This window comes from Rhizobium rosettiformans, assembly GCF_016806065.1.
GTDB lineage: Bacteria > Pseudomonadota > Alphaproteobacteria > Rhizobiales > Rhizobiaceae > Allorhizobium.
The window spans coordinates 346824-370129 of the sequence record NZ_CP032405.1 but is presented as its reverse complement, the minus strand read 5'-3'; the positions used below and the strand labels follow the sequence as shown (position 1 = coordinate 370129).

27 protein-coding genes are annotated in these 23306 nt (G+C 60.9%); 12 read left to right on the top strand and 15 right to left on the bottom strand.

Translation table 11 applies throughout. The annotated features are described in order from the left end of the window. Positions 1-84: 84 nt before the first annotated feature. The 4 genes from D4A92_RS01865 (at position 85) to D4A92_RS01850 (ending at position 2780) form a co-directional block, all read left to right on the top strand. Positions 85-1062 carry a sensor histidine kinase gene (locus D4A92_RS01865; protein WP_246754009.1) on the top strand — a complete coding sequence of 326 codons (978 nt, stop codon included), beginning with the start codon at positions 85-87 and terminating at the stop codon, positions 1060-1062. 45 nt (positions 1063-1107) lie between these two features. Beyond that, positions 1108-2169, top strand: coding sequence for a zinc-binding metallopeptidase family protein (locus D4A92_RS01860; protein WP_203017712.1), 1062 nt, complete (start codon positions 1108-1110; stop codon positions 2167-2169). A gap of 87 nt (positions 2170-2256) precedes the next feature. Further along, the gene (locus D4A92_RS01855; RefSeq protein ID WP_246754008.1) at positions 2257-2586 is read left to right on the top strand and encodes a hypothetical protein; all 330 of its coding nucleotides are present in this window, start codon (positions 2257-2259) and stop codon (positions 2584-2586) included. A 2-nt stretch (positions 2587-2588) separates the two neighbouring features. Then, positions 2589-2780, top strand: a complete 192-nt coding sequence (locus D4A92_RS01850; RefSeq protein ID WP_203017711.1) for a hypothetical protein — start codon at positions 2589-2591, stop codon at positions 2778-2780. A gap of 76 nt (positions 2781-2856) precedes the next feature. Here D4A92_RS01850 and D4A92_RS01845 read toward each other — a convergent pair whose 3' ends face one another. After that, positions 2857-3021 carry a DUF1328 domain-containing protein gene (locus D4A92_RS01845; protein WP_006724652.1) on the bottom strand — a complete coding sequence of 55 codons (165 nt, stop codon included), beginning with the start codon at positions 3019-3021 and terminating at the stop codon, positions 2857-2859. A 105-nt stretch (positions 3022-3126) separates the two neighbouring features. On the opposite strand from D4A92_RS01845, the gene D4A92_RS01840 reads away from it, so the two are divergent. Both D4A92_RS01840 and D4A92_RS01835 read left to right on the top strand, forming a co-directional pair. Continuing rightward, a complete protein-coding gene (locus tag D4A92_RS01840) occupies positions 3127-3402 on the top strand; it encodes a NepR family anti-sigma factor (protein WP_054147944.1) in 276 nt (91 codons plus the stop codon). Then, positions 3399-3965: an RNA polymerase sigma factor gene (locus D4A92_RS01835; RefSeq protein ID WP_006724650.1), complete on the top strand. Its 567-nt coding sequence runs from the start codon at positions 3399-3401 to the stop codon at positions 3963-3965. Before D4A92_RS01840 ends, D4A92_RS01835 begins: the two co-directional genes overlap by 4 nt. On the opposite strand, the gene D4A92_RS01830 is transcribed toward D4A92_RS01835, so the two are convergent. Further along, entirely contained in the window at positions 3933-4331 is a 399-nt protein-coding gene (locus D4A92_RS01830) for a response regulator (protein WP_006724649.1), read from the bottom strand. The two genes, D4A92_RS01835 and D4A92_RS01830, sit on opposite strands and share 33 nt — an antisense overlap. Positions 4332-4453: 122 nt before the next feature. On the opposite strand from D4A92_RS01830, the gene D4A92_RS01825 reads away from it, so the two are divergent. Then, a complete protein-coding gene (locus D4A92_RS01825) occupies positions 4454-5209 on the top strand; it encodes a Crp/Fnr family transcriptional regulator (RefSeq protein WP_203019798.1) in 756 nt (251 codons plus the stop codon). A gap of 67 nt (positions 5210-5276) precedes the next feature. Here the strand turns inward: D4A92_RS01825 and D4A92_RS01820 are convergent, their stop codons facing one another. Then, the gene (locus D4A92_RS01820; RefSeq protein ID WP_006724646.1) at positions 5277-5441 is read right to left on the bottom strand and encodes a DUF1328 domain-containing protein; all 165 of its coding nucleotides are present in this window, start codon (positions 5439-5441) and stop codon (positions 5277-5279) included. 261 nt (positions 5442-5702) lie between these two features. On the opposite strand from D4A92_RS01820, the gene D4A92_RS01815 reads away from it, so the two are divergent. The 3 genes from D4A92_RS01815 to D4A92_RS01805 all read left to right on the top strand — a co-directional run bounded on the left by D4A92_RS01815 (position 5703) and on the right by D4A92_RS01805 (position 9640). Further along, the gene (locus D4A92_RS01815; RefSeq protein WP_203017710.1) at positions 5703-7274 is read left to right on the top strand and encodes a Re/Si-specific NAD(P)(+) transhydrogenase subunit alpha; all 1572 of its coding nucleotides are present in this window, start codon (positions 5703-5705) and stop codon (positions 7272-7274) included. Positions 7275-7295: 21 nt separating this feature from the next. After that, the gene (locus D4A92_RS01810; RefSeq protein WP_203017709.1) at positions 7296-8798 is read left to right on the top strand and encodes an NAD(P)(+) transhydrogenase (Re/Si-specific) subunit beta; all 1503 of its coding nucleotides are present in this window, start codon (positions 7296-7298) and stop codon (positions 8796-8798) included. A gap of 245 nt (positions 8799-9043) precedes the next feature. Beyond that, complete coding sequence (locus D4A92_RS01805) at positions 9044-9640, top strand: outer membrane protein (protein ID WP_203017708.1); 597 nt, start codon at positions 9044-9046, stop codon at positions 9638-9640. Between the two features lie 88 nt (positions 9641-9728). On the opposite strand, the gene D4A92_RS01800 is transcribed toward D4A92_RS01805, so the two are convergent. From D4A92_RS01800 to D4A92_RS01785, 4 genes are all read right to left on the bottom strand, one after another. Continuing rightward, complete coding sequence (locus tag D4A92_RS01800) at positions 9729-10007, bottom strand: type II toxin-antitoxin system RelE/ParE family toxin (RefSeq protein WP_246754006.1); 279 nt, start codon at positions 10005-10007, stop codon at positions 9729-9731. A gap of 2 nt (positions 10008-10009) precedes the next feature. After that, entirely contained in the window at positions 10010-10282 is a 273-nt protein-coding gene (locus D4A92_RS01795) for a CopG family ribbon-helix-helix protein (protein WP_203017704.1), read from the bottom strand. 161 nt (positions 10283-10443) lie between these two features. Then, on the bottom strand, positions 10444-11286 hold the full coding sequence (locus D4A92_RS01790) for a fumarylacetoacetate hydrolase family protein (RefSeq protein WP_203017702.1): 843 nt from the start codon (positions 11284-11286) through the stop codon (positions 10444-10446). Between the two features lie 21 nt (positions 11287-11307). Beyond that, complete coding sequence (locus D4A92_RS01785) at positions 11308-12042, bottom strand: SDR family oxidoreductase (protein ID WP_203017700.1); 735 nt, start codon at positions 12040-12042, stop codon at positions 11308-11310. A gap of 135 nt (positions 12043-12177) precedes the next feature. Between D4A92_RS01785 and D4A92_RS01780 the strand changes: the two genes are divergently transcribed. Together D4A92_RS01780 and D4A92_RS01775 are read left to right on the top strand one after the other, a co-directional pair. Next, positions 12178-12984, top strand: coding sequence for an IclR family transcriptional regulator (locus D4A92_RS01780; protein WP_203017698.1), 807 nt, complete (start codon positions 12178-12180; stop codon positions 12982-12984). A 20-nt stretch (positions 12985-13004) separates the two neighbouring features. Beyond that, the gene (locus D4A92_RS01775; protein ID WP_203017697.1) at positions 13005-13844 is read left to right on the top strand and encodes an amidohydrolase family protein; all 840 of its coding nucleotides are present in this window, start codon (positions 13005-13007) and stop codon (positions 13842-13844) included. On the opposite strand, the gene D4A92_RS01770 is transcribed toward D4A92_RS01775, so the two are convergent. From D4A92_RS01770 to D4A92_RS01735, 8 genes are all read right to left on the bottom strand, one after another. Beyond that, positions 13841-14521: a TetR/AcrR family transcriptional regulator gene (locus D4A92_RS01770; RefSeq protein ID WP_203017695.1), complete on the bottom strand. Its 681-nt coding sequence runs from the start codon at positions 14519-14521 to the stop codon at positions 13841-13843. The genes D4A92_RS01775 and D4A92_RS01770 overlap by 4 nt on opposite strands. Then, positions 14518-16194 (bottom strand): amidohydrolase, encoded by a 1677-nt coding sequence (locus tag D4A92_RS01765; protein WP_203017694.1) that lies wholly within the window; start codon positions 16192-16194, stop codon positions 14518-14520. The genes D4A92_RS01770 and D4A92_RS01765 overlap by 4 nt, the downstream gene beginning before the upstream one ends. Before the next feature lie 13 nt (positions 16195-16207). Next, a complete protein-coding gene (locus D4A92_RS01760) occupies positions 16208-17878 on the bottom strand; it encodes an amidohydrolase (RefSeq protein WP_203017693.1) in 1671 nt (556 codons plus the stop codon). 17 nt (positions 17879-17895) lie between these two features. Next, a complete protein-coding gene (locus tag D4A92_RS01755) occupies positions 17896-19077 on the bottom strand; it encodes a serine hydrolase domain-containing protein (RefSeq protein ID WP_203017692.1) in 1182 nt (393 codons plus the stop codon). Between the two features lie 70 nt (positions 19078-19147). Beyond that, positions 19148-20182, bottom strand: a complete 1035-nt coding sequence (locus tag D4A92_RS01750) for an extracellular solute-binding protein (RefSeq protein ID WP_203019797.1) — start codon at positions 20180-20182, stop codon at positions 19148-19150. A gap of 31 nt (positions 20183-20213) precedes the next feature. Next, the gene (locus tag D4A92_RS01745; RefSeq protein WP_203017691.1) at positions 20214-21023 is read right to left on the bottom strand and encodes an ABC transporter permease; all 810 of its coding nucleotides are present in this window, start codon (positions 21021-21023) and stop codon (positions 20214-20216) included. Beyond that, positions 21016-21939: an ABC transporter permease gene (locus tag D4A92_RS01740; RefSeq protein ID WP_203017690.1), complete on the bottom strand. Its 924-nt coding sequence runs from the start codon at positions 21937-21939 to the stop codon at positions 21016-21018. The genes D4A92_RS01745 and D4A92_RS01740 overlap by 8 nt, the downstream gene beginning before the upstream one ends. A 2-nt stretch (positions 21940-21941) precedes the next feature. Then, entirely contained in the window at positions 21942-23042 is a 1101-nt protein-coding gene (locus D4A92_RS01735; RefSeq protein WP_203017689.1) for an ABC transporter ATP-binding protein, read from the bottom strand. Positions 23043-23306: the final 264 nt, after the last annotated feature.

Here is a 23306-nt window from a genome sequence, read left to right as displayed (position 1 = left end):
GCATAGGTTAGAGCGAGGAATGGACCGGCAGACGGAGCCGGTCCCAGATGCCGATAATGGCGGAGCAGGCAATTGGTACATCGGTTGACATGGTTTGAACCTCAGCGCGGCGACGAACAGCTGCGGGAGTTCTTCATAACCGCGCTCATCGACATGGGCGCCAGCCTCACTCTTCAGGATAAAGATGGTACCTATGTCTGCATCACCTCGCTGCCGGCTCGCTGGCGGCTGGCGGCGGGGGCAACTCCGTCCGACGACACCATCTTCGGGCCGGAGATCGGGCAGAAACTCGCAGAGCTCAAGTCCGGGTTACAGAACGCCGGAGATCGTGCTGAGCTCGAGATTGAGGCGGGAGACGATACCTTCTTCGAATTCCGCTGCCGCATGGTCGAGATGGCGGATCATGATTTGCATTTGATCACAGTTGTCATCGATCGCACCGAAGACCGGCGGCGCGAAAGGCTTTTGCGCGCACTCCTGCGGGAAGTCAGCCACCGGTCGAAGAACCTTCTCGCGATCATTCAGAGCATCGCATCCCAGACGGCCCGGTATTCCGGGACGCTGGACATGTTCCTCGGAAAATTCCGGGGCCGGCTGCATGCCCTTTCTCAGTCGCAAGACCTGATCACCGACTCCAGCTGGCGCGGGGCCTATTTTCGCGATCTCCTGAAGCAGCAGGTCGATCGCTACGTTCAGGAAAACGCAGATCTGGTTCAGGTCGTGGGCGACGACGTTCTTCTGACACCCAATGCGTCGCTGCATATCGGGCTTGCCTTGCATGAGCTGGTGGTCAATGCCGTTAGCCATGGTGATTTCCTGCAACGACGCCAGCCGATCGAGGTCTCGTGCCGGAAGCTCGAAACGCCCGCGGGTCCCGTGGTGGTGATCGTCTGGTCCGAACCATTTACCGCTCGCGAAAACGAAGAAACCAAGGCGGCGCGCTTCGGCAGCACCGTTCTGGAGCGGGTCGTCCCATCTTCGGTAAACGGCGAAGCGCATCACGAACTGACGAACGGACAGGTGCGCTACGAGCTGCGCTTTCCACTCGAGATCTTCGACTGAATCTTTGGCGCCCCCGCGGGTGTCCTTTCATGGAAAGATACGGCCATGCGCCTGTTCAGTTGCAGCAACTGTTCGAACGTCGTGCATTTTGAGAATGACGGTTGCGTCACATGTGGGGCGCGTCTGGCTTTTCGTTCGACCAGTCTCGACATGGTGGCGCTGGATGGTTCCGGCACGCATGTGCTCAATAAAGGCATAACGGAAACCGGGAGCGTCCGGCCTTGCGCCAATGCGGCCCTGGGCGGGTGCAACTGGCTCGTTGAAGATGAGGATGCCAGCGGCTTTTGCGTCGCCTGCCGGCACAATGTTACGATCCCGGATCTTTCGGTGCCGGAAAACCTCCAGAACTGGCAGAGAATCGAGCTCGCGAAACGCGGGCTCTTCTATTCCATTCTCAGGTTCAGGCTGCCCCTGGTCACACGCACAGCCGATCCCGAGCAAGGGCTGGGTTTCGAATTTCTCGCGGATGATCCGGCAGACAGCGGTGACGGGCCAGTGCTGACCGGTCATGCCGACGGCCTGATCACGCTCAATATTGTCGAGGGTTCCGACGCAGAACGGGAGGCGCGGCGTGTGGCGCTTGGAGAGCCATTCCGCACCCTGCTTGGCCATTTCCGCCATGAGGTGGCCCATTATTACTGGAATGTCCTCGTGCGGGACAGGAATGCCTTCGAGGCCTTCCGGAGTGTGTTCGGCGACGAGCGAGCCGATTACGGTGAGGCTCTGAAACGCCACTATGCCGAGGGCCCCCCGCTAGGCTGGGAGAACAGCTTCATCTCCGCCTATGCCGCGAGCCACCCTTGGGAGGATTTCGCCGAGACCTTTGCCCATTACTTCCACATCGTCGACGCGCTGGATACGGCGGATGCCTTCGGTCTCAGAACCAATCCCGATGTCGAGGCCGATGTGCCGGCGATCGAGCTGAAACGCACTTTTGACAGTTACGGCATTGGCAGCGCAGGCGCCCTGATCCGCGCCTGGGTGCCGCTGACGCTAGCGATCAACAGCATCAATCGCAGCATGGGTCAGCCGGATCTCTATCCCTTCGTGCTGTCCGAGCCGGTGATCGGCAAGCTGCACTACATTCATGGCTTGATCCGCTCCTAATCCCTGCCGTATGGGCGTTTCACGCCATTGTTCCTGGAACTGTCGTGCAGTCTTCGCGTTAACCTTTAGGTAACACGGAGAACGATCATGAACAGTATGGCTGCCCTGATGGTCATTGTGGCCTGCCATCCGCAAGACACCACATGTCTGCAGGATCCGGTCGCTGTTATTTCTTATGACACGGACGAGGCTTGCTACGGCGCGCTGCCAAAAGAACTTAAGCGCGCGCGGGCCATGGCCGAGATCATCTATGGCGATTGTTTCCCCGTGAACGCCGATCTCGTGGCTGGTCGAAACATCCGCCAGACGATCGATCCCAACAAGCTGGCCGTGCTCGAGGCGCCTGTCTCAACCGCCGGCCCTGCCGAAGCGCAGGCCTTGATGCCGCCTGTCCCTGCCGAACGTTATGGAGAATGATGATGAAGCCCGAAGTCTCGGCCGATCCGAATTTAGTCAACGTCGACGCACAGAACCGCCATGTCTCGCAACAGGCGGGCCTCGATCAGGACCTCGAATCTCAGGTCCCGCCCCGCTACGGCTCGTTCACCGTCACGACGCTCGGCGTCATTCTCGTCCTGTTATTCGCCGCTGTCGTCTGGATCCTCCTCTGAGCTTCGATCTGAATTTCTCCCATGAAAAAAGGCCGCTTCTTCGGAAGCGGCCTTTTTTGCTACGTCAGTTTCTCGTTCACGCCTGACGGAAGAGCCGCATGGCGAGCGAAACGAGGAAGAGAATGATAAAGATACCAAAGAGGATCTTGGCGATGCCAGCCGATGCGCCAGCAATGCCGCCGAAGCCGAGAACGCCAGCGATCAGGGCGACGACCAGAAATACGAGTGCGTAGTAAAGCATGTTGGGTTCTCCGTGTTTCGATGCCGGATGAACGTCGGCTGGTGGGCTTTGTTCCATTCGGATCACGGTTTCGAGAGCTACGCAGCGTTGAAATAAAATAATTGCATGTTCGGGAACCTTCTGCGCCCTTTGGCGTTGTCAGGCGACACTGTTTCAAACCCGTTGGACCAAATGACAGAACATTCGAAGAAAGCGCCGGCTACGAACGGGCTGCCTGGAATGGCCGCCTTTCATCCCGGCGTGTCCGCGCAATTGCGCGAATACTATCAGTCGGTACAGGAAGAAGGGATTCCGGATCGGTTCCTCCAGCTCCTGGAGCAACTGGATGTGGCCGAACGCCAGGCCAGTGAGTCCACTCGCATCAAGGACAATGCTCGATGACTGTTGGCGATAAGTCGACCGACCACTCCTTCAAGCGCGACCTCTTGGCAGCGCTGCCAAACCTGCGTGCCTTTGCCGTATCGCTGACCGGCCGACATCACGTCGCCGACGATCTGGTGCAGGACACGATCATGAAGGCATGGGCGAAGCAGGATCATTTCGAGCCCGGCACCAACATGAAGGCTTGGCTCTTCACCATTCTTCGCAACGAATTCTATTCGCAAATGCGCAAGCGTGGCCGTGAGGTCTCCGACACCGACGGCATCTTCACGTCGCAGCTCTCCACCCATCCCCAGCAGTATGGTTCACTCGACCTGCAGGACTTCAAGCGTGCACTTGATCAGTTGCCGAGCGACCAGCGCGAGGCGATCATTCTCGTTGGCGCTTCCGGCTTCGCCTATGAAGAAGCTGCGGAGATCTGCGGTTGTGCCGTCGGCACGATCAAGAGCCGCATCAATCGAGCACGCAACAAGCTTCAGGAGATCCTGGGTGTGAGCGGCGAGGGCGATTACGGCCCCGATGCCCACAGCTCAGCGGTCATCAAGAAGGCTTTTGCCGTCTGAGGGCCCGCGACCATGCGCCGCTTTCAAAACCGCCGCAGCCAGTTCGTGGGCTTGCGGCGGCTTTGTGACCAGCGGATGCTCGGTCACGATGCTTGGGATGTCGGTAAAATGTCCGTAGGACGACAGAAAGACGGGCTTCGCGCCAGCTTTCATGATCAGGTCTGTGCGCTCGACATTCAAGGCCTCGTTCAAGGCCGCATCGATGATCACCACATCGAATGCGGTCGTCTGGACGGCTTCTGCCAGTCGGGCCAGCGGGGCGATGGTCACATCGCAAGGCAGATCGTCAAGAAGAATGCGCTCCACCTCCATGGCAATCAGATACTGGTTCTCGGCAACGAGAACGCGGAGCGGCGCAGTCATCATGGAATTTCCTTTTGTCAGGCGCGCGTTATGGGACGTGCCCCGACCAGCGTCATTTAAAAAAGACATGTGCAGCCTGCATTGTTCCAATCCGGAACAGCATGACGGACAAACGAGGTTATCCCGTGGCAATCGAACCGCGTCATTCCCCCATTCGTGTAAGCTGTTTCGAATGTCCGTTGCGGCATATGAAACGGTTCCGTCCTTTCACTGAGTCAGAACTGGAATTCGTCTCCACCTTCAAGCGTGGTGAACTCGTTGCCGATCCGGGAACGACCGTGCTCGTCGAAGGCGCGCGCAGCGCCCATCTTTACACGGTGCTGTCGGGTTGGGGCTTCCGCTACAAGATCCTCGAAGACGGCCGACGACAGATCCTGAACTACATCGTGCCTGGCGACATGATCGGCCTGCAGGGCGCTGTCATGGCCGAGATGCAGCATTCGGTTGAAGCCCTGACACCCATGACGCTCTGTGTCTTCGAAAGAAGTCGGCTGTTTTCCCTGTTCGAGCTGCATCCGGGGCTGAGCTTCGATCTCACCTGGCTTGCAGCGCGCGAAGAGTGCATTCTTGACGAACATCTGCTCAGCATCGGGCGCCGGTCTGCGCTGGAGAGAGCCTCCTACCTCCTGGCCTTCCTGTTCGATCGTGGCATGAATGCCGGCATCCTCGGCGACAACCACCGCCATATTCCAGTCACGCAGATGCATTTTGCCGATACGCTCGGGCTCTCGATTGTCCATACCAACAAGACGCTGAAGAAGCTCGCCGACCGGGGGCTCATACGCTGGCGCGAGCGGGGCTGCGACATCGTCGACCCCCTCGGCCTGCAGGAAATTTCCGGTTGGACGCCGGCCGAGCAAAGGGTCAGGCCTTTCATCTGATCGCTGCATAGAAAAAGGCCCGCATCGCTAATAGCGTGCGGGCCTTTTCCGTCTGGGTGAACTCTCGTCAGGCGACGATGACGACGCCGGTAAAGAGCGCGATGATCATAACGACCAAGACGATGAAAATCAGGATCTTGGCGACGCCGGCCGAGGCGCCGGCCACGCCACGAAAACCGAGCAGGCTTGCGACAGCGGCGATCAGAAGAAGGATGAGGATCCATTGCAGCATGTGGGTCTCCTTGTGCGTTGTTCCCGTGGGAAACAGGGCCAGCGGTCAATTGTTCCATCGGGTGTCAGCGGAAGCTACGTGTGTGCGCTGCAACAAAAATCGGTTTAAGCGGGTAAGCCGCAAGACAAAACCGTCATTTGTTCTCGGAGCTGGACTAGACAGGGGGCCTTAGTTCTGGTCGTGTCCGCGATCGGAGAGTCCTTCGACTTTGGGCGAAGGACCGTAGGTGGAACCCGTTCGAACGGAGTTTGGGAGATGGGATTGAAGATCGGATCGCCAAGGGAGATTTATGCCGGCGAGGCCCGCGTCGCGATGACGCCTGATAGCGCCTCGCAGTTGCGGAAACTCGGCTATGAATGCGTCATCGAAAGCGGTGCCGGCAAGGCCGCGGGGTTGTCGGACGATGCCTATCGCGCCGCCGGCGTGACGGTGGTCGAGACGGCCGCTGCGCTTTATGAAACAGCTGACATCATCGCCAAGGTGCGTCCGCCGGAAACGGCTGAAGTCGATCGTCTCGGACCTGGCAAGACGCTGATCTCCTTCTTCTATCCGGCCCAGAACACGGCTCTGCTCGAGCAGGCCAAAGACAAGGGCGCGACGGTCGTTGCCATGGACATGGTGCCGCGCATCAGCCGCGCCCAGAAGATGGACGCGCTGTCGTCGATGGCCAACATCGCCGGCTATCGCGCAGTGATCGAGGCTGGCAATAATTTTGGCCGTTTCTTCACCGGTCAGGTGACGGCGGCCGGCAAGGTGCCGCCGGCCAAGGTCCTGGTGATCGGTGCGGGCGTCGCGGGTCTTGCCGCCATCGGTACGGCTACATCGCTCGGCGCCATCACCTATGCCTTCGACGTCCGGCCCGAAGTTGCCGAGCAGATCGAAAGCATGGGCGCACAGTTTGTCTATCTCGAATTTGAAGCCACGCAGGATGGCGCAGCGACCGGCGGTTACGCGGCACCCTCTTCACCGGAGTTCCGCGAAAAGCAGCTTGCCAAGTTCCGCGAACTGGCCCCCGAGGTCGACATCGTCATCACAACCGCGCTGATCCCCGGCCGTGATGCGCCGAAGCTGTGGCTCGCCGACATGGTCGCTGCGATGAAGCCGGGCTCCGTCGTCGTCGACCTTGCTGCCGAGCGAGGCGGCAATTGTGACCTGACGGTTGCTGATCAGAAGATCGTCTCCGACAATGGCGTGACCATCGTCGGCTATACCGATTTCCCGAGCCGCATGGCTGCGCAGTCGTCGACGCTCTACTCCACCAATATCCGCCACATGATGACGGACCTGACGCCGGCCAAGGATGGCGTGGTCGTGCACAATATGGAAGACGACGTGATCAGGGGTGCCACTGTCACCAAGGGTGGCGAGATAACCTTCCCGCCGCCGCCGCCGAAGATTCAAGCGATCGCGGCTGCCAAGCCTAAGGAAAAGGTGAAGGAGCTGACGCCCGAGGAGAAGCGGGCGCAGGAAATCGCCGCCTTCAAGACGCAGACCCGCAACCAGGTGGCGATGCTCGCCGGTGGCGGTGCGCTGATCCTGCTCGTCGGTCTTTATGCGCCGGCCAGCTTCATGAGCCATTTCATCGTCTTCGTGCTCGCCTGCTTCGTCGGTTTCCAGGTCATCTGGAATGTCAGCCATTCGCTGCACACGCCGCTGATGGCGATTACCAATGCCATTTCCTCGATCATCATTCTGGGTGCCCTGATGCAGATCGGCTCCGGCAATTTCCTGGTGATCATCCTCGCCGCACTGTCGGTTCTGATGGCCGGCATCAATATCTTCGGCGGCTTCATGGTGACACGGCGCATGCTCGCCATGTTCCAGAAGTCTTAAAGAGCGGGGAGGGGAAAACTCATGGAATACGGATTCACCACAGCGGCCTATGTTGTCGCGGCTGTTCTCTTCATCCTGTCACTCGGCGGCCTCTCGGGTCAGGAAAGCGCCAAGCGCGCCGTCTGGTACGGTATATCAGGCATGGCGCTTGCAGTTCTCGCGACGATCTACGGTCCTGGCGCCGGTAACTGGTTGGTCTCGGTCGTGATGATCGCCATCGGCGGCAGCATCGGCTGGGTCGTTGCCCAGCGCGTGCAGATGACCGAGATGCCGCAGCTTGTGGCTGCCATGCATTCGCTGGTCGGTCTGGCTGCCGTCTTTATCGGCTTCAATGCCGAAATCGAGATGTGGCGGATTGCTAGCTCGCTCGCCAATGCCAATATCGCGTTCTGCGATCCCGCGCTCAATGCGGTCGTCTGCGCTGCTCAGAACGGTCACACGGCCCTCTTCAATGACTTTACCGGCTTTGCCCTGAAGATTGCCGAGAAGACCAGTGCCGAGATAGCGGTTCTGAAGATCGAGGTCTTCCTCGGCGTCTTTATCGGTGCCATCACCTTCACGGGTTCCGTGGTCGCCTATGGCAAGCTGGCGGGCAAGGTCGATACGACGGCCAAGAAGCTGCCGGGCGGGCACATGCTGAATGCGGGTGCTGCTCTCGGCTCGCTGATCCTGCTGGTGCTCTATTTCAACGGCGCCGGCAGCTGGACGCTGATCCTGATGACGCTTCTGGCGCTCTTCATCGGCTATCACCTGATCATGGGCATCGGCGGCGCCGACATGCCCGTCGTCGTCTCAATGCTCAACAGCTATTCCGGTTGGGCTGCTGCTGCCATCGGCTTCTCGCTGTCGAACGATCTCCTGATCGTCGTCGGTGCTCTCGTCGGTTCGTCCGGTGCGATCCTTTCCTACATCATGTGCAAGGCGATGAACCGCAGCTTCGTCTCGGTCATCTTGGGCGGCTTCGGCGGCACGACCGGGCCGCAGATGGAAGTCGTGGGCGAGCAGATCGCCATCGACGGCGACGGCGTGGCCAATGCGCTGAACGATGCAGACAGCGTCATCATCGTTCCGGGTTACGGCATGGCGGTCGCCCAGGCGCAGCAGTCTGTATCGGAACTGACCCGCAAGCTGCGCGCCGCCGGCAAGACTGTGCGCTTCGCGATCCATCCGGTCGCCGGACGCCTGCCGGGCCACATGAACGTGCTGCTCGCGGAAGCGAAGGTGCCTTACGACATCGTTCTGGAAATGGACGAGATCAACGAGGACTTCCCCGAAACGGACGTCGCCATCGTCATCGGCTCGAACGACATCGTCAACCCGGCCGCCCAGGAAGATCCGAACTCGCCCATCGCCGGCATGCCAGTTCTGGAAGTGTGGAAGGCGAAGCAGGTCTTCGTTTCCAAGCGCGGCCAGGGCACCGGCTATTCCGGCATCGAGAACCCGCTGTTCTACAAGGAGAATACGCGCATGTTCTACGGTGACGCGAAGAAGTCGATCGACAGCATCCTGCCGCTGATCAAGTAAGCTTCGGATCAGATTGAAACTATAAAGCCGGGTGGTGACGCCCGGCTTTTTTCTATCTTTGCGGGAGCAGGCGAGAACCGGACGCCAGCATTGCGCCGCGCAGAGGCGGTTGTTCAGCGCCAGGAGTTTTCGTGAGCACCAGATTCTTATTCGCCAGCCTCTGTGCTGGCCTGCATTGCACCACAGTCTCAGCCGCCGACTTCGGTTTGGCGGATTCGTCACCTCCCTTGTCTTCGCAAACTGCCGTGGCAGACATCATTCACGACTGGAGCGGCGGTTATGTCGGCGTCGTCGGTGGCGGCGCGGTCGGCGAGGTGAAGACCGAGACAGGATCCGGCACTCTGGGTTCGGACACGACCCTTCGGGGCGGTGTTGCCGGCGTTACGGCCGGATACAACATCCAGAACGGCAACATGGTCTATGGCGTGGAAGGCGATGTCTCCTGGGCCAAGGTCAAGGGAGACCAGTCCTGCCAGGGTTTTCCTTCTCAGACCTGCTATTATGAGCTCGGCTTGCAGGGAACGGCACGCGCCCGTGTCGGCGTCGCCATGGATCGCACACTGCTCTACGTGACCGGCGGTCTCGCCGTCGCACGCGGCCAGGGCGGTGTCGATCCGGTGGTCGGCGCAGCCATTGGCGATGACAAGCAGACCTATCTGGGTTTCGTCACCGGCGTGGGGGCGGAATACGCCATGACGGATGCCCTGAGCTTCAAGGCCGAATATCTCTACACCGATTATGTCTCACGGACCTCTCCTCTGGGCACGGTCAGTCCGCTAGACAGCTATCGGTCGGAACCGTCCAGCCATATCTTGCGCGTCGGTCTGAACTATCGGTTCTGATCTGGGTCAGGTGTGACTGCTACAATGGCCGGGTGGGGCGGCCGGCTTTTTGTTGATGTGCGCGGATGGCAATCAGCTTGTCGCATCATCAATATCCCGCTTCGCGCTGATGCCTGAATGCCAGGATGTAGACTGCCTCCTCCAGCGCTTCATAACGATAAAGGGCCACATAGCCCGAGGTGCCAAAAGGAATGCTCAATTCCCTAATCGCGGGCGCGCGTTGCATTGGTCTTCCGATGTGCGGTTGGCTCGCCAGCAGCTTGAATTGTCGTTTGATTTCCCTGGCTGCTTTCTGAGCTGCCTCCGCCGACCCTGCCTGAAGGAAGCGACGGCATCGCTCCAAGCCAATAGCTGCTCCCTCTGTCACGATTACTCGTGGCACTCGGGCACCGGTTTTTCGTCGGCTGTGCCCCAGGTTTCGAGCCAGTCGCCAACTTCCTCCAGTGTCAGGTGGCGGCCCGTTTCCTTGAAAGCCGTCCAGGATGCCAGTGCCTCTCGCGTGAAGGTCTCACGGGCCTCCTCACGCTCCACATACTGCTCAATCGCTTCCAGCATCAGTCCATGCGCCGAGCGTTTGCGGTCGTTGGCCAGTTGCTGCACCCGCTCTTTTAATGCGTCATCGATCTTCAGCGAGGTCGCCATGGTCGCTCCAGACTACTGGGTGATACCTGCTTACAAGATAGTGGGCGAACCAGGACAAGTCCACATGGACAGAGCGTCGCCAACATCAGGCCCCATGCATGGCGCAAAAACGCAAAACCCCGCCACATGGGCGGGGTCAACAACGGTCCTACCGACTGACCTCAAACATCCGCCTTGAAGGTCTGCTTCTGCGTACCGAGACCCTCGATGCCGAGTTCGACCACATCGCCGGCCTTCAGGAACTGCGGCGGCTTCATGCCGAGGCCGACGCCCGGAGGCGTGCCGGTGGAGATGACGTCGCCGGGATGCAGGCTCATGAACTGGCTCAGATAGGAAACGAGGTGGGCAACGCCATAGACCATGGTCTTGGACGAGCCGTCCTGCATCATCTTGCCATTCACCGAGAGCCACATTTTGAGGTTCTGCGGATCTGCGATTTCGTCCTTGGTGACAAGCCAGGGGCCGATGGGGCCGAAGGTGTCGCAGGACTTGCCCTTGGTCCACTGGCCCGCGCGCTCTGTCTGGAAGGCGCGTTCGGAAACGTCGTGGGAGACGCAGTAGCCGGCGACGTAGTCCATGGCGTCCGCTTCCGAGACGTATTTCGCGGTCTTTCCGATGACCACGCCAAGCTCAACTTCCCAGTCGGTCTTCTCCGAACCGCGGGGGATAAGCACGTCGTCGTTCGGGCCGCAGATGGCGGAGGTTGCTTTCATGAAGATCACCGGCTCCGGCGGCACAGCGGCACCGGTTTCTGCGGCGTGATCGGAATAGTTGAGGCCAATGCAGATGAACTTGCCGGTGCCAGAGACGCAGGCGCCGATCCGGTCCGCAGCGATCTCAGGCAGCGAGGCTGGGTCGATAGCGGCGATCTTCGCCAGACCTTCCGGGGATATAGCCGCACCGCCGATATCGCTCACATGAGCCGAGAGGTCACGAACCTTGCCGTCCTTATCGAGGATCGCAGGCTTTTCCTGGCCGAGTGGGCCGACGCGCATGAGTTTCATGGGTTTCTTCCTTCTTCAGAATTAGATGGTCCAGCCGCCGTCGATGGCGAAGGCTTGGCCCGAGGTATAGGTAGCGCCGGCGATGTAGACGGCGAGGTCGGCGATTTCTTCCGGGGTGCCCAGCCGCCCCATGGGCTGGCGGGCAATGAAGGCGGCGCGGGCGGCATCATAGTCGCCTTGAGCGCGCATGCGATCCTGCAGCGACGGGCTTTCGACCGTGCCGGGGCAGATCGCGTTGCAGCGGATCCCTTGCGTCACATAGTCGGCGGCGACGGATTTGGTGAGCCCCACCACAGCGGCCTTGGTGACGGTATAGGCGCAGCGGTTCGGCACGCCCTTCACGGAGCTGGCGACCGATGCCATGTTGATGATGGAGCCGTCGCCCTTCTCCAGCATGGCAGGTAGCACGGCACGGATTGTGCGGATCATCGCGCGGACATTGAGGTCGAGTGCAAAGTCGAGATCCTTGTCGGCCATGTCCATGATGGTGCCGCCATGCACGACACCGGCGCAATTGAACAGCACATCGAAGGGTCCTGTCTCTCCGACCACGGCCTTGACCGCGTCGTCCTTCAGGACGTCCAGCTGGCGCGTCGTGATGCCGGCCTCGCCGTCCAGTATCGCCAGAGTCTCGGTGTTGATGTCGGTCGCGACGACGGTCGCGCCGGCGCGGGCAAAGGCGATGGCGCTCGCGCGGCCGATACCCTGGCCGGCAGCCGTCACCAAAACATGCTTGTTCTTCAGAGGCAGATACATGCTCTTGGCTCCTCCAGCCGATCCCTCGTCACGCGACCCTTGCATATTCCGGCCGTCGATGCGAGCATCATTCATATGCAAAACATTTATTCATGAACGTCAAGGTCAGTCGTCGAACTTCAGGGAGAGAAAAGCGTGAATGACCTCGACCAGGATCGTTATCGGGCGCCGGCTCTCGACAAGGGGCTAGATATCATTGAGCTCTTGGCCGGCGTCGACGGGGGGCTCAGTCAGGCGGAGATCGCCAAGAAGCTCGACCGCAGCCCGAATGAATTCTACCGGATGCTCGATCGGCTGGTGAAACGCGGCTATGTCGCGCGGCTGGACGGCGATCGCTATGTGCTGACGCTCAAGCTCTTCGGGCTTGCGCACCTGCATGCGCCGACCCGGCGGCTCGCGTCGCTTGCCATGCCGCTGATGCGCGAGCTTGCGGAAGTGACCCGGCAGGAGAACCATATCGTCGTCTATGATCGCGGCCATCCGGTCGTCATCGCGCAGCTAGAGGCGCCTGGCTATTGGGGCATCTCGATGCGGGTCGGCTCGCGCATGGGCCTGTTCGATACCGGGTCGGGTCATGTGCTGCTTGCCTATCGCAGTCCGGACGTGCGGGCGATGATGGTGGCCGAACATGTCGCGAGCGGCGGGCCGGAGGGACGCTTGACCGAGGCCTTTGCTCGCCACCTCGATGAGATCCGCGCACGCGGCTACGAGATGATGCCGAGTGCCCAGACCGCCGGCGTCACCAACCTGTCGGCGCCGATCCTGAGCGCAGACGGCGAAGCTCTGGGCGCGCTGACCGTCCCCTATATCGGCATCATCAATCAGCCCGACGCGCCTGATATCCCGCGGACGCTGGAGGCGCTGCGGGAAACGGCACGTCGGATTTCCGAGCTTGCCGGTGCTGGTCTTGGTGGCGAAACCGGGGACACTCCATCAGTTTAAGTTGCCTTGGGAGGCCACACATGATCATCGATACCCATCTGCATCTCATCTACCGCGACAGGCTCAGCTATCCTTGGCTGAAGGACGTTCCGGCCCTCGATGCCGATTTCACCTGGCAGACCTATGCACGGGAGGCGAAGAGGCTCGGGATCTCCTCGGTGCTGCATATGGAAGTGGATGTTGCGCCCGAGGACATCCCCGGTGAAACCGCCATGGTCCAGGAGTTGTCGCAGGCGCCTCATAGCCTCATCCAGGGTGTGATCGCCTCCTGCCGGCCGGAAGATCCCGGCTTTGCCGCCTATCTCGATGCACAGCTGGCAAACCCGTTCGTCAAAGGTTTCCGCCGCGTTCTGCATGTCGTGCCCGACGATGTGTCCGAGGGCGCGCTGTTCCGGGAGAACGTGAAGCGTTTGGGCGCGACAGGCCTCACCTTCGATCTCTGCATGCTGCCGCATCAGATCGACAAGGCGAAGGCACTCGTCGATCTCGCGCCCGATGTCACCTTCATCCTCGACCATTGCGGCGTGCCCGACATCAAGGGGCATGGTTATGACATCTGGAAGACCGGGATCACTGACATTGCCAAGCGCGACAATGTCCGCGTGAAGATCTCCGGCATTCCGGCCTATGGCGATCTCGAGAGCTGGACGCTGGAAGATCTCAAACCCTATTTCGACCACACGATCGGCGCGTTCGGTTTCGGTCGCGCGATCTGGGGCTCGGACTGGCCGGTCTGTACACTCGGCGGGGGGCTGTCGACTTGGGTCGCGACGACGCAGGCGCTGCTGCATGGCTGCACGAGAGAAGAGAAGGACAAGCTTTTCTCCGGCAATGCCAGAGGCATCTGGAACCTTGGCTAGCGTGCCTTGCCGCGCTCGGCCATGAGGCGGCGAAGATAGCCGCGCATGGCGATGATCAGGGCTTCGATGTCGTCATTCGATGCCGTGAGATCCTGCAGGGCATAGCTCTGCAGGATGATACCGTCGATGCCGATCAGCATCTGGCGACCGACGGCTCGGCCGATGCGGCGTAGCTCTTCATCGCTGTCATCCTCGAAAACGAGGTGGCCGTAGAAATCGATATAGGCGTTGTACTGTCTTGCCGCGAGCCATTCGGAGCCTTTGGTCCGCAGCGCGTAGAGCGTCAGCTCGGTTTGGGCGATCTGCTTGTTTCGGGTGCGCTGGATGTAGCGCCAGCTGGCGCGGATCAGGGCTTCGACCCGGTCCTCGGGCGCCGGTGGCAGGTCGACATCCGCGCGATAGGCCGCATCCATATCCGCGATCAGGTCTTCGAGCACGGCGAGTAGCAGGCTTTCCTTGCTGTCGAAGTAGTAGTGCAGCGTCGCGAGCTTGACGCCGGCAGAAGCTGCGATGCGGCGTGTGGTCAAGGCCTCCATGCCGCCGTCTTCGAGCGCCTCGCGGGCGCCCTTGATGATGCGGACGCGGGTTTCGAGACCCTTGCGGGTCGCGCCCGGTGGTCGCCCGCGTGTCGTTGCACTGTTCGCTGAATCAGTGGACGCTTGCGCTGCCTCGCTCATCGACCCCCTCCGCCTTCGAAAGTGACGCGGCCGTCGCAGATGGTGAGAACAGGCGATAGCAAGGCGATGTTGTCCGGTGACGTCGCTTCGATATCGCCGGAGAGGACGACAACATCCGCCAGATATCCCGGTTTCAGCACGCCCTTTCGGTCTTCCATGTATTCGACCCAGGCGCTGGTGCGGGTATAGGCGGCAAGCGTTTCTTGCAGGCTGAGGCGGTGATCCGGCACGTCGTCCGCCCAGGGCTTTCGGGTCAGAGCATCGCCGATGCAGCTGAGTGGCGGGAGCGGGGAAACCGGCCAGTCGGTGGCGAAGACGATCTTTGCTCCAGCATCGACAAGGGTCTTCCAGGCGAAGGCGTAGGGCCAGCGTTCGCGACCGATATAGGTGAGATAGGGTTCGAGCGGCAGGCCGGCGGAGCCCGGCGGATGTGTCGGCTGCATCGATGCGATGGTGCCGGTTTCGGCAAAGCGGGGGATGTCGTCGGGATGCACCACCTCAATGTGTTCGATGCGGTTGCGCATGTCCTTTCGGCCATTGGCGCGGATCGAGGCCTCGTAGCCGTCGAGCACCATCCGCACGGCGCCGTCGCCGATCGCATGCACGGCGACGGATAAGCCCAGCCGGTTTGCCTCGGTCGCGACAGCATTGAAGGCTTCGCCCGAGAATAGCGGCTCGCCCTTCCAGCCGGGCTTGTGGGCGTAGTCATCGACGAAGACCGCGGTTTCTCCTTCGGTCACACCATCCATGAACAGCTTGACGAAGTTGCAGCGCAGCTTGTCCGTATCGTAGCGGGCGTTCCAGGCTGCGGCCTTCTCTTCCAGGTCGGAGAGAGGCATGAAATTCTTCATGTGATAGGGCATGCGCACGCGCACCGGCAAACTCTCGGTTCTCTCGATCTCGTCCAGCATTTCCAGCTGATAGAGATTTCCGTCCATGTTCTGGAAGGAGGTAATGCCGAGCGAGGCGCAATAGGCGAGGCCCTTCTTCAGCACTTCGATGTCTGCAGCACGCTCTTCCGATGTGACGTGTTCGGGATCGCCGCCGGTGCCGACGCCGAGGCCTTCGCGGCCGCCGGTCACGCTCATGGTCGCGACGGGGCGGATGGCATTGCTCTCGCGCAATTCGCCATTCGCCAGACCGTCCTCACCCATGACGATCTCGTTGCCGACACCGACATCGCGGCCCTGCAGGATACCGGCCTTCTCAAGCGCGATGGTATTGGCCCAGGCCGTGTGTCGGTCGGGGGCAACCATCATGAAAGGGCGGTCTGATATGATCCTGTCGAGATGGTGGCGCGTGACGCGCTCTGTTTCCGAAAGGATGGTGTAGTCTGCCGTCTGGGCGACGAGCAGCGGCAGGTCCGGGTTGGCAGCCGCATAGTCCTTTACCGCCTTGGACAGGGCGTCAAAACCCTTCATGCCGAAAAGCGAGAGTTCGCCAAGCGCGACCGAACCGCCGAAGATGTGCATATGGGCTTCGTTGAAACCTGGAAGTACCGTAGCGCCGCCTGCATCCACGACGCGCGTCTTTGGCCCCGCCAGCGTCAGGATCTCGGCATTGCCGCCCACCGCCATGATACGATTGCCGGTGAGTGCAATGGCTTCCGCACGCGGATGCTCATGGTCCATGGTTAGGATGCGGGCATTGTGGATGACGATCTCGGCGCTCATGGCGGTTCTTTCTTCAGGCCTGGAAGGTGATGCGGCCGTCGCAAATCGTGACGGCGGGGCGGGCGGTGTCCATGATCTCTTCGGGAGCGATGGCTTCGATGTCTTTGGTGAGGATCACGACATCGGCGAGGTAGCCCGGTTTCAGCATGCCCTTTCGATCTTCCATGAACTCCACCCAGGCGCCGATTGCGGTATAGGCCTCAAGCGCTTCCATCAGCGAGAAGCGCTGGTTTTTCAGCCCGTCTTTCCATGGTTTGCGGGTCAGCGCATCCTGGATGCACTGGAAGGGCGAGACGGGCGAGACCGGCCAGTCGGAGGCGAAGACGACCGGTGCGCCTGCTTCCTTCATCGTCCGCCAGGCATAGGCATAGTCCCAACGGTCCTCGCCGATCTTCGCCGTCGTCGGTTCTGCCGGGAAGCAGGTGCCGCCGGGGTAATGGACGGGCTGCATCGAAGCGACGATGCCCAGTTCGGCAAAGCGCGGGATGTCATCCGGATGGATGATTTCGATATGCTCGATGCGGTGGCGGTTACCGCGCTTGCCGTTGGCCTTCACCGCCGCCTCATAGCCGTCAAGCGTCTGGCGGATCGCGGCGCTGCCGATGGCGTGGACTGCGACCTGCAGGCCGAGCGCATCAGCCTTGATGGCGATGGCATTGAAGGCTTCCGGCGTGAACAGCGGCTCATAGGTATAGCCCGGTCGGTCGCCATAACCGTCGAGCATATAGGCCGTCTGGCTGTCCAGCACGCCGTCCATGAATACCTTGACGAAATCGCCGCGCAGCATGTCGGTGGCGAATTCCGTCTTCCAGGCCGCCGCCTTGTCGAGATCCTCCAGCGCCATGAAGTTCTTCATGTGATAGGGGATGCGAATGCGGCAGGAGAGCTCGCCCGAAAGCTCCAGATCGCGCATCAGGCGCAGCTGGTAGTGATTGCCGTCGAAATTCTGGATCGAGGTGACGCCCCAGGAGGCGCAATAGTCGAGGCCAGCTTTCAGGATGGCGCGGTCGAGGGCAAACTGTTCCGGCGTGACGTTCTCCGGGTCCATGCCGGTGACCATGCCGAGCTCCTCGCGGCCGCCTGTGGAGGCGAGCGCCGAGACCGGGCCGAAGGCATTGCCCTCGCGCAGCTCGCCATAGGCGAGGCCATCCGGCCCCATGACGATCTCGTTGCCGACGCCGACATCCTTGCCCTGCAGAATGCCGGCCTTCTCCAGTGCCGCGGTATTGGCCCAGGCGGTGTGATGGTCTGGCGCGAACATCATGAAGGGGCGGTCCGGGAGGATCGCATCCAGGTGATGGCGGGTGCAGGGCTCGGTCAGAGAGATGATGGAGTAGTCAGCCGAAAAGCCCATCAGAAGCGGCTCGTCGGGGTTCTTCTCTGCATAGTCGAGGATTGCTGCTTTCAGGGAGTCGAAGCCCTGAATGCCATGCAGGTTCAGCTGGCGCAGCGACACCGAGCCGGGGAAGATGTGCATATGGGCTTCGTTGAAGCCGGGCATCACGGTGGCGCCCTTGGCGTCAACTAGCTTTGTGTTCGGACCGGCCAGAGCCTTCACCTCGGCTTCGCTGCCGACCGCAAGAATGCGGTTGCCGGCAAGGGCGACGGCTTCGGCGCGGGGGGCGGCGCTGTCCATGGTCAGGACGCGGCCATTGGTGATGATGATGTCTGCGGTGGTTGCCATTTCAGGCTCCTTTGATCTCAGGCGGTCCAGGCGCTGAACGCACGGAAGAAGGCGAAATTGTCGTGCTTCAGCTCATCGTCCAGCGGGTTGGGCTGCGAGGAGAGCTTGACGATGGTGGTTTCGGTGGAGGGGTCGACATAGAGCCATTGGCCATGGATGCCGATGGCGCAGAAGGCTCCATCAGGCTCACCCGACTGGTACCACTGACTGCGATAGCGTCCGTGGGGGAAGAAATTGGATTTGCCGTCCACCCAGGCCTGGTGGTCGCCTGCCGTCAGCATGTCGGTGAGCCAGGCTTCGGGAATGAGGCGTTTTCCGTCGATGGTGCCGCCATTTCGCAGCATTTCGCCGACACGGGCGAGATCGCGGGCAGTAACCGAGATGCCTCCTGCTGCACGTGCCGTGCCTTCGGCGTCGACCGTCACGCTGGCGTGGTTCTTCGCGCCGAGCGGCTTCCACAGGCGCGTCGACAAGACATCGGCGTAACGTTCGCAGGTTGCGCGCTCGATGAGGATGCCGAGCAGGTCGGAATTGGGAGAGGCATAGAAATGTGCGCCGCCATGCGGGTGTGCTTCCTTCTCCAGCGTCAGCAGGAAGGCCAGCAAGGTTTCGTCCGGCTGGGACGGATCGGCCGGGTTCCAGAGCGTGGCGCGGCGGTAGCGGGCATAGGCGCCGTCGGTGTTGAGATAAGCCTCGTCGAAACTGAGGCTCACGCGCATGTCGAGCACGTCTCGGATGCTGCAGTTGCCATAGGCGGAATCGGACGCTTCGGGCAGCAGGCTGGTGACGGGCGCGTCGGGGTCCATAAGTCCGTCGGCTTCCAGGGTTGCAATGGCCAGAGCAGTCAGCGACTTGCTGATCGAAAAGACAATATGGCGCTGGTCGATGCCAGCATGCGGGGCATAGTGTTCGGCGACGATCGTGCCCGCCTTCATCAACACGAAGGCGTCGGTATGGGCATAGTCGAGATAGCTCTGGACGTCGGGCTGACCGGCAAGCCCCTGAGGCAGGGCCTGCGACAGAAGATCGGACGCCACGGTTTCGCCTTCGCTCAATTCGGCGGTGGCGGCGATCATGGCACTCGGGACAACTTCTTCGGCATGGCCAAAGCTGAAGCGGCTGAATGGCGCGGTGCGCCAGTTGGCGAGCGTCACGTCCCGTCTCTCGAAACCATAGGCCTTGGCAAACTGTGTCGTCATCCGGGTATGCTCCTCCTGCGGGAGGGCATGTAAGCCCTCCCGTGTCGGTCTTTTCGTTCGTGGTTCGGTGTTACTTCTGCACTTCGGTCCAGATCCGCGTGTAAAGCTGCTGGACGTCGGGTTCGCAGCTCAGCAGGAACTCGCCGGCACTCTCGAGTTCTGCGGGGATCTCCAGCTCCGGCGCGCCCTGCATTTCCTTGTCCATGAACTGCTCCGAGCCCGTGATGCCGTTGGCATATTTGGCGAAGTTCGACAGCATGGCGGCGTTTTCCGGTGCCATGATGAAGTTCATGAAGGCCTTGGCGTTGTCGACGTTCTTGGCGTCCTTGAGGATGACGACGCTGTCCATGAAGACCGGATAGCCTTCCTTGGGATAGCCGAACTTGACGTCGGGGTTCTGCAGGCGTGAGCGCATGATCGCGCCGTTCCAGTAGTAGACGCCGGCATAGTCGCCGGTCGGCAGCTTGTCGGTGACGCTATAGTCCATGGCGAGCCACTTGGTCTTGGCCTCGACCAGCTTGTCGCGCACCTTCATCAGCACGTCCCTGTCGGTCGTGCACCAGTCGCCGCCAAAATACTTGATCGTGGCGAAGAGCACGTCATTCATCTCGGGCGTGACGTTCAGCTTGCCGACCAGCTCTTCCGGCGGGTCGAGGAAGATTGCCGAGGTGTTGATGTCGCCATTGTAGAATTTTGTATTGACGCCAATGCCGGTCACACCCCACTGCCACGGAACCGAGTAGCGGCGGCCTGGATCCCATTCGACATCCGCCCAGCGGGGGTCGACATTCTTGAAGTTCTCCATCTCGTCCGGGCGGGCCTCAAGCAGCAGGCCCTCGTTGATCCAGATCGGCATGTAGTTGGCCGAGGGCACGACGATGTCGAAGCCATGGCCGCCGGCGCGGACCTTGGCGAGCGCCGTGTCGTTGGAGTCATAGTCGGTGATCGTCACCTTGACGCCGAACTCCGTCTCGAACTTCTTGATCAGCTCCGGGCTCGTGTAGTCACCCCAGTTGTAGATGTTGAGTTCGCCGGCGGCTGATGCCGCGCCTGCAAAGGTCAGCACCGAGACGGCGGCGATCGCCGTGGTCGTCATCCATTTCATTGTCATGTCCGTTCCTCTCTGTTGGTTGCTTTTATGCTTGCGGCTTGCGCCGGTTGATGAAGAAGAAGATCACGATCAGGACCGTCGAGGCGGCCAGGAAGATCGTCGCGATTGCGTTGATCTCCGGTGTCGTTTCGCGGCGGATCTGGCCGAGCATGTAGGTGGGCAGCGTGTCCTGCCCGCCGGATTTGACGAATTCTGTGATGACGACGTCATCGAGCGAGATGACGAAGGCGAGCATGAAGCCGGCGATGATGGCGGGTCGCAGCAAAGGCAGCGTCACGAAGCGGAAGGCCTGCCAGGGCGTGGCGTAGAGGTCGGCAGCCGCCCGCTCCAAAGTGAGGTCCATGCTCTCCAGTCGCGCGCGGATCGGCAGGTAGGCGAAGGGAATGCAGAAGGCCGTATGGGCCAGGATCAGGTAGCCGAGGCCGGAATAGCCGGTCCAGACCTTGATGCGCGAGAAGACAATCAGCAACGCCACGGCGGTGACGATTTCCGGGATCATCAGCGGTTGGTTGATGACGGCATATTTGGCGGTGAGACCCCGATAGGGTTCTGTGCGCGTGGTGGCGAGTGCTGCCATGGTCGCGGCAATCGTCGCAAGGCCCGCGGCCCAGAGCGCGATGATCACCGAGCGCATGGCTGCGGCCTGCACTGTGCTGTTCTCCAGAGCGGAGGCGAACCAGCGCAGCGAGAAGCCGCCCCATGATGAGAGCGAGTCGCTGGCATTGAAGGAATAGGCTACCAGCGTCACGATAGGCAGATAGAGCGCAAAGAAGGTGAAGAGCGCAATAAAGCCGAAGCCGGGCTGCGAGCGGATGTCGAAGCGACGTTCAGCCATGACGCACCCCCGATTTCGCCGCGTTGCGGACATAGAAGAGCAGGGCGATCATCACGAGGGCCATCAGCGTGATGGACATTGCAGCGCCCAGCGGCCAGTTGCGACCGGCGCCGAATTGCAGCTCGATGAGATTGCCGAGCATCAGGTTCTTGCCGCCGCCCAGCACGCGCGGAATGACATAGGCGCCGAGCGAGGGAATGAAGACGAGGATCGAGCCGGCGATCAGGCCGGGTTTCACCAGCGGAATGACGATCCGCCACAGCACTTGCAGGCGGTTGGCGTAGAGGTCGTATCCGGCCTCGACCAGCCGGAAATCGAGCTTCTCGATCGAGGCATAAAGCGGCAAAACCATCAGCGGCAGGTAGACATAGGTCATGCCGAGCAGGGTGGCCGTGTCGGTATAGATGATCTGTAGCGGCGTATCGATGATGCCGAGCCAGATCAGAACATTGTTGAGGATGCCTTCATTACGGATGACCTGCTGCATGGCGAAGGTGCGGATGAGAAGGTTGGTCCAGAAGGGAATGGTGATCAGGAAGACCCAGATCTCCCGGGTGCGGGCCGGGCGGGTCGCGATGAAATAGGCGGTGGGGAAGCCGAGGATCAGGGTGAAGAGGGTCGTGTAGAGCGAGAGCTTGATGGAGCGCCAGAAGATCGCGAGGTGCGCGTCGGCGATGCCGAGCGTGTCGTCAAAGATATCGCGCTGCATGAAGACCGAGGTCCAGCCTTCCAGCGAAAAGGTGCCAAACTTCACGTCGCCATAGTCTCCCTTCTCCAAGAAGGAATAGAGCACCATCACGAGCAGGGGCCCGAGGGCTGCGACGAAAATGATGACAAGCGCCGGGAGGCTCAAGAACCAGCGGTTTCGGATGTCGCGCGATTTGGCATTTTCAGGGGCCGTCTTGATCGCGCTCATGATCAATCCCTCAGGATCTGCGCGACATCATGGCTGACCATGATGCCGACATGTTGGCCCTCGACCAGACCGCAACTGCCGCTGCGGCTGTTTTGCTGGCGAACCGTGAAGAGCGCGCCACCTTCGAGGCGGACATTGATATTGGTGTCCGTTCCCAGATAGACGACGCTTTCGATCGAACCCTGCAAGGTCGCCTCATCTGTCGGGTCGACGACGGCGGCATGTTCGGGGCGGATGACGATGGTCACCTTGCCTGTTGGTGTTGTGTTGTCCGGGAAGGTCGCGGGGATCTCACGGCCGGAGCGCAGCCGGACACTTGCCCGGTCGCCCCGAACGGAGGCGACTTCAACCTCAAGGAAGTTGGTTTCGCCGATGAAGTCGGCGACGAAGCGTTCCGCCGGACGGTCGTAGATGTCCCAAGGTGAGCCGACCTGGCGCAGGCTTCCTGTCGACATGACCGCGATGCGGTCCGACATGGTGAGCGCTTCTTCCTGGTCGTGGGTGACGAAGATGAATGTGATGCCCGTCTCGGCCTGAACCCGCTTCAGCTCGATCTGCATCTCCTTGCGCAGCTTGTAGTCGAGCGCCGACAGGGGCTCGTCGAGCAGCAGGACTTTCGGCTTGGGGGCGAGTGCCCGGGCGAGCGCCACACGCTGTTGCTGGCCGCCGGAGATCTGGCTCACCTGCCGGTCACGCATCTGAGTCATGTGGACGAGCTCCAGCATCTCTGCGACGCGGGCCTCGACCTCGACCTTCGGCTTGCCGAGCATCTTCAGGCCGAAGCCGATGTTATCGGCGACGCTCATGTGCGGGAAGAGCGCGTAGGACTGGAAGACGGTATTGACCGGACGCTTGAAGGGCGGAAGCGGGGCGATGTCCTCGCCGTGCAGGAGGATTTCGCCCGTTGTCGGGAAATCGAAGCCGGCGATCAGGCGGAGCAGGGTGGTCTTGCCGCAGCCGGATGGACCCAGCAGCGTGAAGAACTCGTTTTCCCTGATCTTGAGAAAGATCCCGTCGAGGGCTTTGACCTTGTCCTGTCCTGATCCGTAGATGCGGCTGACGCCGCGGATTTCGATGGCTGCCTTGTCTGATGCGGAACTCAAGCCGTGCCCCCTGGCGTTCGGGTTATGCGCGAAGTGCTTCGTTCGACCCCGGATGCGGCAGAGACTGCCGATTGCGGAGTGGCGCAGGTGGTATCACGCAAGTCACGTGCCAGCTTTCAAGCATGCCGATCTCTCCCTCCGTGGCGCTCGCCGGTCTGCCCCTTTTTCGGGATCTGAGCCGGATTTCGCCTGATTTCGTCGATGTTCCCGTGTTTTGGAAGTGCGGTTCGACGAGACCCGCAGCATCCTCTTTTGTGGCATGTT

What these genes read in the sequence shown, in the direction of transcription:
- D4A92_RS01740 (WP_203017690.1), bottom strand. Translation starts at nt 21,939, where the DNA reads ATGAGCGCGATCAAGACGGCCCCTGAAAATGCCAAATCGCGCGACATC.
- D4A92_RS01855 (WP_246754008.1), top strand. Translation starts at nt 2,257, where the DNA reads ATGAACAGTATGGCTGCCCTGATGGTCATTGTGGCCTGCCATCCGCAA.
- D4A92_RS01745 (WP_203017691.1), bottom strand. Translation starts at nt 21,023, where the DNA reads ATGGCTGAACGTCGCTTCGACATCCGCTCGCAGCCCGGCTTCGGCTTT.
- D4A92_RS01755 (WP_203017692.1), bottom strand. Translation starts at nt 19,077, where the DNA reads ATGACGACACAGTTTGCCAAGGCCTATGGTTTCGAGAGACGGGACGTG.
- D4A92_RS01830 (WP_006724649.1), bottom strand. Translation starts at nt 4,331, where the DNA reads ATGATGACTGCGCCGCTCCGCGTTCTCGTTGCCGAGAACCAGTATCTG.
- D4A92_RS01760 (WP_203017693.1), bottom strand. Translation starts at nt 17,878, where the DNA reads ATGGCAACCACCGCAGACATCATCATCACCAATGGCCGCGTCCTGACC.
- D4A92_RS01750 (WP_203019797.1), bottom strand. Translation starts at nt 20,182, where the DNA reads ATGAAATGGATGACGACCACGGCGATCGCCGCCGTCTCGGTGCTGACC.
- D4A92_RS01860 (WP_203017712.1), top strand. Translation starts at nt 1,108, where the DNA reads ATGCGCCTGTTCAGTTGCAGCAACTGTTCGAACGTCGTGCATTTTGAG.
- D4A92_RS01770 (WP_203017695.1), bottom strand. Translation starts at nt 14,521, where the DNA reads ATGAGCGAGGCAGCGCAAGCGTCCACTGATTCAGCGAACAGTGCAACG.
- D4A92_RS01795 (WP_203017704.1), bottom strand. Translation starts at nt 10,282, where the DNA reads ATGGCGACCTCGCTGAAGATCGATGACGCATTAAAAGAGCGGGTGCAG.
- D4A92_RS01835 (WP_006724650.1), top strand. Translation starts at nt 3,399, where the DNA reads ATGACTGTTGGCGATAAGTCGACCGACCACTCCTTCAAGCGCGACCTC.
- D4A92_RS01850 (WP_203017711.1), top strand. Translation starts at nt 2,589, where the DNA reads ATGAAGCCCGAAGTCTCGGCCGATCCGAATTTAGTCAACGTCGACGCA.
- D4A92_RS01790 (WP_203017702.1), bottom strand. Translation starts at nt 11,286, where the DNA reads ATGAAACTCATGCGCGTCGGCCCACTCGGCCAGGAAAAGCCTGCGATC.
- D4A92_RS01775 (WP_203017697.1), top strand. Translation starts at nt 13,005, where the DNA reads ATGATCATCGATACCCATCTGCATCTCATCTACCGCGACAGGCTCAGC.
- D4A92_RS01820 (WP_006724646.1), bottom strand. Translation starts at nt 5,441, where the DNA reads ATGCTGCAATGGATCCTCATCCTTCTTCTGATCGCCGCTGTCGCAAGC.
- D4A92_RS01810 (WP_203017709.1), top strand. Translation starts at nt 7,296, where the DNA reads ATGGAATACGGATTCACCACAGCGGCCTATGTTGTCGCGGCTGTTCTC.
- D4A92_RS01785 (WP_203017700.1), bottom strand. Translation starts at nt 12,042, where the DNA reads ATGTATCTGCCTCTGAAGAACAAGCATGTTTTGGTGACGGCTGCCGGC.
- D4A92_RS01845 (WP_006724652.1), bottom strand. Translation starts at nt 3,021, where the DNA reads ATGCTTTACTACGCACTCGTATTTCTGGTCGTCGCCCTGATCGCTGGC.
- D4A92_RS01840 (WP_054147944.1), top strand. Translation starts at nt 3,127, where the DNA reads ATGTTCGGGAACCTTCTGCGCCCTTTGGCGTTGTCAGGCGACACTGTT.
- D4A92_RS01765 (WP_203017694.1), bottom strand. Translation starts at nt 16,194, where the DNA reads ATGAGCGCCGAGATCGTCATCCACAATGCCCGCATCCTAACCATGGAC.